The organism is Providencia rustigianii (assembly GCF_900637755.1).
In the GTDB taxonomy this organism is placed as follows: Bacteria; Pseudomonadota; Gammaproteobacteria; order Enterobacterales; family Enterobacteriaceae; genus Providencia; species Providencia rustigianii.
This window is the reverse complement of record NZ_LR134396.1, coordinates 3,422,280-3,435,868: the sequence shown is the minus strand read 5'-3', so window position 1 is coordinate 3,435,868 and position 13,589 is coordinate 3,422,280. Positions and strand designations below refer to the sequence as shown.

7 protein-coding genes and 1 pseudogene are annotated in these 13,589 nt (G+C 42.3%); 1 reads left to right on the top strand and 7 read right to left on the bottom strand.

Annotated features, from left to right (window positions below):
- Positions 1 to 54: 54 nt before the first annotated feature.
- The 7 genes and pseudogenes from EL244_RS15820 to EL244_RS15790 all read right to left on the bottom strand — a co-directional run bounded on the left by EL244_RS15820 (position 55) and on the right by EL244_RS15790 (position 12,386).
- Entirely contained in the window at positions 55 to 1,020 is a 966-nt protein-coding gene (locus EL244_RS15820) for an Abi family protein (RefSeq protein WP_126462214.1), read from the bottom strand.
- Between the two features lie 231 nt (positions 1,021 to 1,251).
- Positions 1,252 to 3,687, bottom strand: coding sequence for a glycogen/starch/alpha-glucan family phosphorylase (gene glgP / locus EL244_RS15815; protein WP_126462211.1), 2,436 nt, complete (start codon positions 3,685 to 3,687; stop codon positions 1,252 to 1,254).
- 21 nt (positions 3,688 to 3,708) lie between these two features.
- Positions 3,709 to 5,166, bottom strand: a complete 1,458-nt coding sequence (glgA, locus tag EL244_RS15810) for a glycogen synthase GlgA (RefSeq protein WP_172597531.1) — start codon at positions 5,164 to 5,166, stop codon at positions 3,709 to 3,711.
- Positions 5,166 to 6,488: a glucose-1-phosphate adenylyltransferase gene (glgC, locus tag EL244_RS15805; protein ID WP_126462206.1), complete on the bottom strand. Its 1,323-nt coding sequence runs from the start codon at positions 6,486 to 6,488 to the stop codon at positions 5,166 to 5,168. Before glgC ends, glgA begins: the two co-directional genes overlap by 1 nt.
- Positions 6,488 to 8,443: a glycogen debranching protein GlgX gene (gene glgX, locus EL244_RS15800; protein ID WP_126462203.1), complete on the bottom strand. Its 1,956-nt coding sequence runs from the start codon at positions 8,441 to 8,443 to the stop codon at positions 6,488 to 6,490. The genes glgC and glgX overlap by 1 nt, the downstream gene beginning before the upstream one ends.
- Positions 8,443 to 10,365, bottom strand: a pseudogene (glgB, locus tag EL244_RS15795) (1,4-alpha-glucan branching protein GlgB); the annotation flags it as partial. The pseudogene glgB and the gene glgX, both read right to left, overlap by 1 nt.
- 359 nt (positions 10,366 to 10,724) lie before the next feature.
- Entirely contained in the window at positions 10,725 to 12,386 is a 1,662-nt protein-coding gene (locus EL244_RS15790) for an alpha-glucosidase (protein WP_126462197.1), read from the bottom strand.
- A 202-nt stretch (positions 12,387 to 12,588) separates the two neighbouring features.
- Between EL244_RS15790 and EL244_RS15785 the strand changes: the two genes are divergently transcribed.
- Positions 12,589 to 13,587 (top strand): siderophore ABC transporter substrate-binding protein, encoded by a 999-nt coding sequence (locus tag EL244_RS15785; RefSeq protein WP_126462194.1) that lies wholly within the window; start codon positions 12,589 to 12,591, stop codon positions 13,585 to 13,587.
- Positions 13,588 to 13,589 lie beyond the last annotated feature (2 nt).

The following is a 13,589-nucleotide window of genomic DNA, read 5'->3' as shown; positions in this document are numbered from 1 at the left end:
GAGTATTATTTCTCATCTCTTGAAATGAATAAATGATATTAAGGACATGAATTTTTAATTCCATACTGGGTCAGACTGCCAATTGGCAGGAAATCCCATTCCATCTTCTAGATAATTTAAATGGTTGTATTGTTTAATTAGTGCCATTAAATCGGTTGAAAAATCATTTTTTGGATGTATTAATTTATTAGTAATTAATTTTAAGGTGACGAGAATAGTATATATTCTATTCTTTTTACTAGGTGGTAACTTTATATATGAATTGGTAAGTAATTTATTATCATTATTGACAAATCCAGACGGTATACGATAGTTACTGTTCCATGTTCTTGCACTATGAGATGCTTTATTTCTAAGCTCTTTTAACGCAGAAAGCCATGATTTTAACTCTTTAAAACTTATAGCATTTAATTTATTTGCTGCAAACCCTAATTCGTTATTACCATTACGCATAAATTTCTGTGAATTAAGCTGCTGAATAAATTTATTCAGTGTATCAAATGATATCAGTTCTGATGCTAGCCAAAAAGGTGGAGCAGAACGCCAAGCTTCTTTTGGGCTAGTATAATTAAGTTTATAATACTCAGCAAACTCAAGCTTTGAATATTTAAGTGAATTTATTATTTTTTTTCTTTCACTATATAAATCATCAGGATTTGAAAATAAATCATCATTTAAATACCAGAAAGGATCTTTAGTGAATGCGGTAATCGTTTGATCAATAATTGTTCTAACTTTAACTTCAATTCGTAATATATATTTATTACATAATTCACGTAATTCACAATCGAAATAATATAAATCAACACCTTGTTCAAAGGTTGTTCCTGAAATATATAACTTACTATTACTTTGTAAAAAAGGATGCAAATAAGATTTAAATCGATACCAATTAATTTTTGATAGAAGTTCTTCAGCTTTTTGTTGGTCAAATGTCTTAGTGTAGTTAATTCCTTTAGCAGGTAGATGATTGTTTACTAAATCGTTAGGGGATAGGTATGGTTTTGAATATTCAGGCATATTATTTCAATTCGCATCTTGAAAAGTGTGACTAAACATATCTAATGATAGTGATTAATAAAAAACCCGCTGATTTCATCTTTAACTACTAATCAAGATGACATCGCGGGTGTTGATGCCACAATATTAACAATATATTCTAATCACTGTCAAGCAAATGGAAAATGATAATACGTTGAGGATGATTACCGCTCATTTATTTTAAATACAGGTTCTAGTAAAAATACCTTTTTAGAATTTTCCCCATATTTTCTCCATATATTCCCCAATCGTTCTATCGGATGAGAAATATCCCATATTGGCAATATTACACAGTGCTTTCTGAGCCCATAAATTGGGATCTTGATACAACTTATCGACGGCATCTTGGGCTTGCACATAAGCGTGATAATCTGCGAGTAGTTGATAATAATCGCCGAAATTTATCAGTGAATCATATAACGGATAATAACGATTGGGATCGTCGGGGCTGAAAACGCCGGAGACTAACGAATTAAGCACTTGATGAAGATCTTCATGCTCCTCATAAATTTTACGCGGATCATAGCCTTTGGAGCGCAAAGCCTCCACTTCCTCGGCAGTGTGACCAAATATAAACATATTTTCTTTACCCACATGCTCACGGATCTCAATATTTGCGCCATCCAATGTGCCGATAGTCAACGCACCATTTAAGGCGAATTTCATATTCCCAGTGCCGGATGCCTCAGTTCCAGCCAAAGAAATCTGTTCGGAAAGATCCGTCGCGGGGATGATCAATTGCGCCAAACTGACGCTGTAGTTAGGAATAAAAATCACTTTGAGACGATTTTTAAGGCGCGCATCATGGTTAATAACCTGCGCGACGTCATTGATCAAACGGATAATCATCTTGGCATTCACATAGGACGATGCTGCCTTACCGGAAAAAATCACCACGCGGGAAACCCAGTTTTTTTCTGGATATTGCAGCATTCGGTTATAGCGACCAATCACTTGCAAAATATTGAGTAACTGGCGCTTATATTCGTGGATACGTTTGATTTGCACATCAAATAACGCATGGGGATCGACAATCATATTCAGGTTTTGCGCAATATAATCGGCGAGAGCCACTTTATTTTCGAGTTTGCAGGTTTTTAGTCTCTCGATAAATAAGGGGAAATCCGTACGCTGTTGCAACTGAGAAAGCCGGGTGAGATCTTCGCGCCAACCCGTACCAATAGTTTCGTCGATCAAACTAGCTAAAGGTTTATTGCACAGAGCTAGCCAGCGGCGTGGCGTGATCCCATTGGTTATATTACAAAAACGCTCTGGCAGCACTTTCGCAAAATCGGCAAAAATTTCTTGGATCATTAGCTCGGAGTGGAGTTGAGAAACACCATTCACTTTGTAGCTTCCTACCACCGCCAGCCATGCCATACGGACGTATCGACCGTGAGATTCATCGATCAGGGAAAGCCGGGTGAGCAGCTCAGGATTATTGGGATAACGCTGTTTGATTTGGTTAAGGAAATGCTCGTTGATTTCAAAAATAATTTGCAGATGCCGAGGAAGCAATCTGCCGAGTAAGTCTACTGACCAGCGTTCTAATGCCTCGCTCATCAGCGTATGGTTGGTGTAAGAAAAAATTTTCTCGCACAGTTGCCAAGCAGCTTCCCATGCATATTCATGCTCATCAATCAGTAAACGCATTAATTCGGGAATAGCCAAAACGGGGTGAGTATCGTTGAGGTGGATAGCCACTTTTTCAGCGAGATTCGTGAGAGTGCCATGAACGCGACTATGCACATCTAAAATATTTTGTAGTGTGGCAGAAACCAAAAAATATTCCTGACCTAAACGGAGGATCTTGCCAGATTCTGTGGAGTCATTGGGGTACAGTACGCGAGAAACATTCTCTGAAAAATTTTTATCCTCAACAGCCGCGGAATATTCCCCTTGGTTAAATTTATTGATATTCATTTCGTTGGTCGCATGTGCTGACCACAGCCTCAAGGTGTTTGTCGCATCGCAGCCGTAGCCCATGATAATTTGGTCATAGGCGCGAGCTAGTACCTCTTCGGTTTCTATCCAACGAACAATTTTTCCCTCTTGTTGGATGCGTCCTGCAAAGCGCACCTTGTAACTCAGGTTATAACGCGGAAACTCCCATGCATTGCCGTACTGTAGCCAACGATCGGTAGATTCAACCTGTTGACCATCAATAATATTTTGCTGAAACATGCCATATTCATAGCGGATACCGAACCCGACGGAAGGAATTTTTAATGTCGCGAGCGAGTCTAAAAAGCAGGCGGCAAGTCGACCTAATCCCCCATTTCCCAAGCCGGGATCGTCCTCTTCCTGCACCACATCATCCAAGCTGAATCCCATTTTTTCCAATGCAGCGGAGACATCTTCGTACATGCCTAAATTAAGTAACGTATTCGACAGGGTGCGCCCGATCAGATACTCCATCGAAAGATACGCAATAGCGCGATCCGATTGAGAAAGGGAGCGGCGGATCCCTCGTAACCAGCGATCCACAGTTAAGTCGCGGATCGCATAAGAAATGGCATTCAACCAATCATGGGAGGTCGCAATAATCGGATCTTTACCAACCATAAACTTCAGTTTAGTTTGGATGGCATCCACTAAATTATCGATGCGCTGCTCTTGGCTTTGTATATGAAATGGGGGATTCATGATCGGCTCCAATATGGGTGGTTAGAGAAGATTTTGGTATAGATCGAGGTATTTTTTAGCGGATATTTGCCAGCTAAAATCCATTTTCATTCCTTGGCGACGAACCCGTTTCCAGCGGGTGGGTTCGTTCCACAATGCAAATACTCGGCGTACCGCATCATTGAGTTCAGTGGTTTTTCCATGTTGGGAGCGATAGCCATGGTAGTCATGGAACACGAAACCGGTGGCAGAGCGATCAGCAAGATTTTCGAGGGAACAATCACATACAGTATCGGCTAAACCACCGGTATGACGAACTAGCGGGAGCGCACCATATTTTAAGCCGTAAAGCTGTGTCAAACCGCAAGGTTCATAACGGCTAGGCACCACAATCACATCGGCGGCTGCAATGAGTTTATGGGCATGAGGTTCATCGTAACCAATCACTACAGAGACTTGCTTCGGATGATGCAGAGCTAACTGCTCAAAGGCGGCTTGTAAGTCATGATCTCCGCTGCCAAGTACTGAAAGTTGTCCCCCTTGGCGTAATAATTCGGGAACCACTTCCAGTAGCAAATCTAGCCCTTTTTGGGTACTCAAGCGACTAATAACCACAAAGAGCGGGACTTTGTCCGTGACACTTAATCCGCTCTCACGCTGGTGGGTCATTTTGCAGATCCCTTTGCCCAGCATATTTTGCCGAGCATAGTTGTGGGGGATCAGGGGGTCAATTTGTGGCGCCCAAATTTGATAATCTACGCCATTGAGGATCCCGACAAGTCTATGTTGGGATTGCCGCTGTTTCAGTAGGTCAGCAAGCCCATTGCCATATTCAGGGGTTGTCACTTCTTTCGCGTAGGTTGGACTGACAAAAGTAATTTTGTTGGCGTAAAACAGCCCTGCTTTGAGGTAAGAAATTTGCCCATAAAACTCTAAGCCTTCGGGGGAGAAAAAGGCTAGAGGCAACTGTAATACTGAAAAATGTTTAGGCGAAAATAACCCTTGATAAGCGAGATTATGCACAGTAAAAACGCAAGGTGCGGGATAACCACGTGCAGCAAGATAAGCTGCTGTTAACCCCGCATGCCAATCGTGGGCATGCACAATTTCAGCCCGCCACTGAGGATCTAATCCACACGCTAGTTCGCTGGCAATCCACCCGAGTAATGCAAAACGCAGGTAATTATCCGCATAATCGTGAAGCTCATCATTATGATAGGGGCTGCCCGCTCTTTGATAGAGGTGTGGTGCATCAATAAGATAAATTCCGACACCATCGCAGGTACCAAAACGCAAAGCAACTTGCCCTGCAATTGTATCGAAGACTTGCCCGACTAATGTATGTTGGATCGCGTCTAATAGAGCAGGAAAACCGGGGAGCACTAAACGGACATCAGCTCCTTCAGCAATTTGTGCTTGAGGAAGTGCTCCAAGCACATCCGCCAAACCGCCAGTTTTTAAGAGAGGGAACAGTTCTGAACAGGCGTGCAAGATTCGCATTATTCTCTCCATTGAGGGTCAAGACGCGTAAGCATTTCTTGGGTAATGAGGACCACGCCACCTTCTGAGCGATAAAAACGCTGAGTATCGAATAGGGGATCTTCTCCAACAATGAGTCCATTCGGTAAATTACAGCCATTATCCACAATACAGCGCCTTAAACGGCAGGATAATCCCACAGAGACTTCAGGTAATAGAACGCAAGAATCGATATGACTATGGGCATTGACACGAACATCATGAAAAATCACAGAATGGGTGACCATGGCATCTTCAATAATTGAACCGGCATTAATCAGGGAATTAATTATCATGGGAGGATGCTGGTGCTCCCCTTGAATAAAACGCGCTGGGGCAAAGGGGGCGTGAGTCGTACGAATCGACCAGTTGGGATCATACATATCCAATTCAGGTTTGGCGGAAACCAGATCAATATTGGCACTCCAATAAGCATCGATAGTGCCGACATCTCGCCAGTAGGGGGCTGATCCTGCATTAAAATGGGAAAATACACATGATCGGCTAAATGGGTGCGCCCATGCCGTTCCTTGTTTGACGGCTTTGGGGATCAAATCTTTACCGAAATCATGTTGGGTTTCTGGTAATTGATTCTCTTCAGCTAAGAGTTGGTACAGGTATTGGGCATTAAATACATAGATCCCCATGCTGGCTAATGAAACCATCGGATTCCCCGGGAGCGTGGGAGGCTTCGCCGGTTTTTCAATAAAATTAATAATCTGCTCATTTTCATTAATCGCCATAATGCCAAACTCGGAGGCGCTAGAATAAGGAACTTCAATACAGGCGATGGTGCATTGGCTGCCTTTTTCCACATGGTCGACGAGCATGCGGGAGTAATCCATTTTATAGATATGATCCCCGGCTAACACAATGATGTATTGGGCTTGGTAGCGACGGATAATATCGAGATTTTGAAAAATGGCATCCGCAGTACCCAAGTACCAACCATCGGTATTTTGTTTCTGTTGTGCCGGTAAAATTTCAATAAATTCGTTATTTTTTCCATTGAGAAACGACCAACTGTGTTGAATATGCTGGATCAAGGAATGGGAATAATATTGGGTTAATACTCCGACCCGATAAATGCCTGAATTGACGCAGTTGGATAAGGTGAAATCGATAATGCGAAATTTACCACCAAAAAATAGGGATGGTTTAGGTTGTTTCTGAGTCAGTGCTTTTAAGCGGCTTCCTTTTCCTCCAGCTAGAACCAGTGCCACAGTCTTATTCGGTAACATTTTGGCAAGCATCTGCCGCTGTAGGATATCCGAATGAGGCGCAAAGGACGGATTCTCAGACATTATAATCTCCTTGATAATGCAGGGTCAGAAAGGGGGATGTTCTGTAGCAGATTGATTGTTTTTGGATGAAGAGTTTGTATGGCGGTATTGCAAGCATGATGAATAACAGGGGCGACAGGATGCCAATTTCCATCAGGATAAATGATTGAATATGGCTGCTCCGTTAAATTAATTTGTAGTAGCCATTGACCAGAAAGAATAATTTGTAGGGGAATAAATTGATGCCACTGGTCAATTGTGAGTGGCTCACCTTGTGCGTCTAGCCATTCCACATCGTTGATTGGCGGTTGGGATACCCACCATTTCCCAGAATTTAGGGCTAAAATCTGTTTTCTCAGTGAGATTAATTGTGCAGTAAACTGAGATAAATTTTTGTCCTGTTTTCGCCAGTTAAGCCAGCTAATGGCTGAATCTTGGCAATAGGCATTATTATTACCTTGCTGGCTATGCCCTAACTCATCTCCTGCCAGCAGCATTGGCGTACCTAACGACAATAATAAAAGAGTCAGTAAATTTCGCTGGCTTTGCTGACGACATTGCTGAATTTTATCCGGCGCATCAAGCCCTTCATAGCCGTGGTTATGGCTGTAGTTTTGATTATTACCATCACGATTATCTTCCCCATTGGCATGATTATGTTTGTGATTGAAACTGACCAAATCTCGTAAGGTAAAGCCGTCGTGGGCGGTAATTTTATTGACTGAAACATAGCTTTGGTGGTGAGTCTGGGAAAAGAGATCTCTTGAGCCAGCAAAGCGGTTGGCAAAAATCCCGATTGGGATTGTACCGTGTAAGGCAAATTGGCGAATATCATCACGAAATCGATCGTTCCATTCGGCAAACGGGGCTGGAAATTGACCAAGTTGGTATCCGCCGTTACCGAGATCCCAAGGTTCGGCAATTAACTTGAGTTTACTCAGAATCGGGTCGTGAATAATGGCGGTTAATAGTGGAGACCTCGGGGTAAATATCGGTTTTCTACCCAGTACGGTGGCAAGATCAAAACGAAAGCCATCAACATGGCACTCTAATGCCCAAAAATGGAGACAATCAAGAACCCATTGAATGGTGGGAGGCAGGGACAGGTTTAATGTATTGCCGCAACCCGTCCAATTTTGGTTTTCGCCTGTCTCGGTTAGCCAATAGTAGGTGGGGTTATCTAACCCGCGAAAACAAAGCGTCGGCGCTGCATTATCTAATTCGGCACTGTGGTTAAATACGATGTCTAAAATAACTTCAATTCCTGCACGGTGTAGGGCTTTGACCATATCGCGAAATTCACTTAGCGGGGTAGTGCCAGATTGCCCTGACCAATAATCAGGTTCGATGGCAAAGGGGGCTAGGGGGTTATAGCCCCAATAATTGGTCAGTTGGAGTTGGATTAAGTTGGGCTCATCCAAATGGAGTTGAACAGGGAGTAGCTCAAGCGCCGTGATGCCTAAATCAGTGAGATGGTGAATGATTGCGGGGTGAGCAATGGCGGCGTAGCTGCCTCGGATTTTTGAGGGAATATTGGGATGTAACTGAGTTAACCCTCGAACATGAGCTTCATACATAATCGTTTCTGCCCATGGAGTCTTTGGTGCAAGGTCACCTTGCCAGTCATAGGATTCATTCATCACGATGGAGCGAGGATTTTGTTTGTCACTAATTGCCCGACAGCAGGGGTCAATCAGCAGATTATTAGGATCAAAACGTAAACCTTGGGTCGGCTCCCACTCACCATAGGCGCGATAACCATAATGTAAGCCAGAGTGAGCACCCACTAAATAACCATGCCAAATATGGTTTTTTCCTCGGTATAGTGAATAACAGGTTTCTATATCTTGGGCATCGAACAGACATAACTCTATTTTTTTAGCATGCTTGCTGTAGAGGGCAAAGTTAGTGCCAAGACCGTCAGAATGGCTACCTAGTGGCTGTGGCTTTCCTTTGAGTAGTTCAAATTTTTTCATTATTTGGACTCCCGTTTTAGATATAACGTGGCTAAAGGAGGGAGTACTAAACAGAGAGAATGGTTTTTGCCATGAGCCTGAATGGGGTCACTTTCTATGACGCCCAGATTTCCGGTATTACTGCCACGATAATAGTGGGAGTCAGTATTGATGAGTTCTTGATACCGCCCTTGCTGGTGGATACCGATGCGGTAAGAGTGACGAATTTCCGGTGTGAAATTCGCGACCACAAGAATCTCATTTCCTTCACTGTCACGGCGTAAAAAGGCAAAAATAGAGTTTTTATGGTCATCCACAACCAGCCATTCAAAGCCATTAGTCGTATTATCGTGTTGGTATAGTGGCAAATTTTGTCGGTAACAGTGGTTAAGATCCCGTACAAGGTTTTGTACACCAGAGTGCCAACCATCAAACTGTGGATCGAGAAGGTGCCAATCGAGGCTACGATCGTGATCCCATTCGCGCCCCTGTGCAAATTCGCCTCCCATAAATAGCAGTTTTTTACCTGGATGCGCCCACATAAACCCATAATAAGCGCGTAAGTTAGCGAACTTTTGCCATGTATCCCCGGGCATTTTCCCAAGAAGTGAACCTTTCCCATGCACCACTTCATCATGGGAAAGTGGCAAAATATAACGCTCACTGTGAGCGTAAAACATGCCAAAGGTCATTTGATGATGATGATATTGGCGATAGATAGGGTCGAGGGACATGTAGCTGAGTGTGTCGTTCATCCAGCCTAAATTCCATTTAAAATCAAAGCCTAATCCATGATTTTGGATACTGTCAGTGACCCGAGGAAATGCGGTGGATTCTTCAGCAATCATGATGGAATTGGGGCAGTTTTCTTTAATAATTTGGTTGGTATAACGCAGAAAGTCGAGAGCTTCGAGATTCTCTTTCCCGCCAAATTTATTGGGTAGCCATTCCCCCTCATTACGGCTGTAATCTCGATAAATCATCGAGCTAACGGCATCAACTCGTAGGCCATCAACACCAAAACGTTCTAGCCAGTAGAGGGCATTGCCAGCGAGGAAATTGGCCACTTCGTAGCGGCTATAGTTATAAATCAGCGTATTCCAATTTTGATGAAAACCTTCGCGAGGGTCTGCATACTCATACAGTGCAGTGCCATCAAATTGCACTAATCCATATTCATCACTGGGAAAGTGCGCAGGAACCCAATCAAGGATCACGTTGATATGGTGCTGGTGGGCGGTTTCAATCAGGTAAATAAAATCGTCGAGGCTACCAAAGCGACTCGTAGGGGAATAGAGCCCAATAGGTTGATAACCCCATGACCCATCGAAAGGATGTTCGGTAATGGGTAATAATTCAATATGCGTAAATCCCATATCGACAACATAGGGGATCAACTGTTCCGCGAGTTGCCGATAACTGAGCCAGCCATTATTATGGGTGTGGCGACGCCATGATCCTAAGTGAACTTCATAGATTGATATCGGTGCTTGAGAATGCTCGCATTGAGCTGTCTGTGATGTTTGGGCTCGTTTGGCAGGCAGTTCAGTGATTATCGATTCCACATGGGGAAATAAACGACTTTTGAGTGCATAGGGATCCGCTTTAACGCGCAGGTGCCCTTGGTTATCTATCAATTCATATTTATAAGCTTGTCCAACGGTTACTCTAGGAATAAAACGCTCCCAAATGCCCGTTTCTTGGCGTAGTACCATAGGATGGTAACGACCATCCCACTGATTAAATTCACCAATCACAGAAACTTTTTGCGCATTCGGCGCCCATAAAGAAAAAATCACCCCGTCAACACCGTCGCAGTTGACGGGGTGGGCACCAAGACATTCATAGGGACGTAAGTGGGTGCCTTCTGCCAAGAGCCAGCCATCAACATCTCGAATGAGAGTGCCTACGCTAAAAAAGCCAATATGGATTTGTTGAGTGTCTGAATGTGAACTGGATATAGACAAACACTCTGAAGTTATTTTTTGAATAACGTTCTGATTAATATTTTGCAAATAAATAACCTCAAAGATTTAATGCGTTATTTAGACTTTACTTAAGTTATTTAATTTATATTTGATGATCTTCACAAATTCAAGTGAATTTAAAAATAAAAGTCTTAAATAACAATATGTTATTTTGTTTTTAAATAATATTATTAGGTTATCAATTAAAAGAATTTGATGTAAATAAAGCACTTATTAAGATGAAATAAGCGGCTTATTATTAAAGTGATATTATTTATTACTGCCAATTTCTTTATTACACTTATTTTGAGTATTAAATTGTATTTTAAACTATTTTAGATTTCAAAAATTATTGATTGATAAGGTTGTAAGATAATTTTTGAGGATTGAATGAAAACATCCTGCATATTATTGAAATAAACATGGGAATAGGTTTGGTTAATACGCTGAGGCTGTTGACTAAAGTTACAATAAATATCAATAGACCGTTTCTGTAGCCTTCGGCGATAAGCAATAACCGATTCTGGCGCTTCAATTTCTTGAAATTCCCCCTCAATAAGGATATCGCTGATAGCTGAATGGCGGCGTAGGGTAATTAATTGCTGGTAAAAGGTGAATAAGGAGCCAGCGTGTTGCTGCTGAGATTCGGCATTGATATCAAGATAGTTAGGATTGACTTTTAGCCATGGTCTCCCATTTGTGAATCCAGCATTTATCTGGCAATTCCATTGGAACGGAGTACGAGCATTATCGCGGCTTCGTTTAGCAAAATAATCCATCATTTGGGATTCGGTATAGCCTTGCTGAGCTCCCCATTGATACAGCTTGAACAAGTGAAGATCATCATGCTCTTCGAGTGTCATGGGGCAGTTGGTCATGCCAATCTCTTGTCCTTGATAAATAAATGGCGTTCCCCGCTGAGTTAATAAAAATGTGGCGAGCATTTTTGCGGCGGCGAGTGTGGGAGCATTTTCAGGTAAAAATTTACTCAGGGAACGAGGCTGATCATGGTTTTCTAAATAGGGCGCTCCCCAGCCGACTTGTTGAGTTGTGAGCTGGCTATTAATAAAGAGAGGTTTGAGTCGTTCCCCAGTGATCGGTGAAATCGTAAATGGTGGCTGTTTGGTGATATCAAGGTCGGCAATACTGAAATCGAAGACCATTGAAAATACGCCATTTTTCCCAACATAGGCGGCAAGATCTTGCGGTGGCACATCGATTTCAGCAACGGTCATGACATTGGCGGGGCGAAATGTTTGGTCGGCAAGTTCGTTAAGCCAGTCAAGAATTCCCGGTTGATTGACCACCCAAGGTACTAAGGATGCAGAGCCATCTTCACGATCGGCAGGAAATCGATGTACAGAAAGTGCCTCTGGTGATTTTTTAATATTCCCAATGGCATCAATGCGAAAACCGGCAACACCTTTGGCTATCCAGCGGTTAATCATCTGGATAATTTCTTGGCGCAATTGTGGGTTTTCCCAATTAAGATCGGGTTGTTCAGGCCCAAAAGAGTTGAAATACCAGCGAGAACTATTGGGGATGCGAGTCCAGACTGGGCAATCAAAATAAGTCCGTAAATTATTGGGGGGTGCTGGGTAATCCCATTCGATAAATTGATAATAATCGGCGTAGGGACTATGGGGATCTGCAATAGCGGCTTGGAACCACGGATGCTGATTTGAAGTGTGGTTGAGTACTAAGTCGAGAACAATTTTAATCCCGCGTTGGGCAGCTTGTTCGATTAAGGTATCTAAATCTTCATTTGTACCAAAAATGGGGTCGATACGGTCATAGTCTGCAATATCATAACCATTGTCTTGCATTGGGGATTGGAAAATAGGGCACAGCCAGATGACATTGACACCTAACGAGTGAATATAATCGAGCTTTGCAGTGATACCTGCTAAGTCTCCAATACCATCGTCATTATAGTCATAAAAGCTTTTGGGATAAATTTGGTAAACGACAGCGGATTTCCACCATTCTTGCTTCATAAAGACCTCTCTAACATAAAAAGATGCTTTCTTCTCTATTAACTATAGCGAATTGATGTTTTTGTGCTTTGTGTCATTTTTTAACGAAATGCAAATGCAAACTAATATCATTAGCGCTATGTTTCATGTAAGATAACCGCCATCTTCGGGTCGTTAATTTCATGACTAACGATAAACATATTGAAAGATGGGAGAGCTTTAAATGTTCGCTAAATCATTAGTTTCAGGTATTGCATTGTTGTCCGTAGTCGCTTTAGCAGGTTGTGATAACGCTAAAGAAACACAAAGCACAGCCCCAGTCGCAGAAAAACAAGCAGCTGAGAATAAAACAGCAGAAAGCCAAACGGTTGTGGTTGAGCATGCTCAAGGCAAAACTGAAATTCCTAGCCATCCTCAACGTGTGTTTGTGATGAACATGGAAACCCTTGACATCATTGATGCGTTAGGTGTTCCAATTATTGGTGTTCCACAAACTAATGCCCATTTCCCTAAGTTTTTAGAAAAATATAGCACTTCAGAATATATCAATGGCGGTAGTTTATTTGAGCCTGCGTATGAAACCATCAGCAGCGCTAAGCCAGATGTGATTTTAGGCGGAAGCCGTGCACGTGATGCTTACGATAAATTAAGTGGCGTTGCTCCAACGATTTCTTTAGATATCGATAACAAACGTTTTATTGATAGCTTGATGGAACGTACCGTATTACTGGGTAACTTATTCGGTAAACAAGCAGAAGCAGATAAATTAGTTTCTGATTTCAAAGGCAAAATTGATGGCATTAAAGCTAAAGCACCAACCGCAGGTAAAGCGATGGTCATTTTAGTGAGTGGTGGCAAAATTTCTGCTTATGGTCCAGGTTCTCGCTTTGGATTTATCTTTGACGTATTAGGTTTCGAACCTGCGTATGTATTTACTGAAGATACAGGTCGTCACGGTAATATCGTCAGTTCAGAATTATTGCTGAAACTTAACCCAGACTGGTTATTTGTTATCGACCGCGATAATGCGATCGGTGCTAAAGATGCTCAACCTGCCGCAGATGTGCTAGATAATGCATTAGTGAGAAAAACCTCTGCATGGGAAAAAGGTCAAGTGACTTATTTAGATTCATCAGCGGTGTATATTGCGGGTGGTATCCAAACTTATTCCAAGTTAATGGATGAAGTTAACGCAGCTTTAGAGAAGAAAAAAACGAATTAATC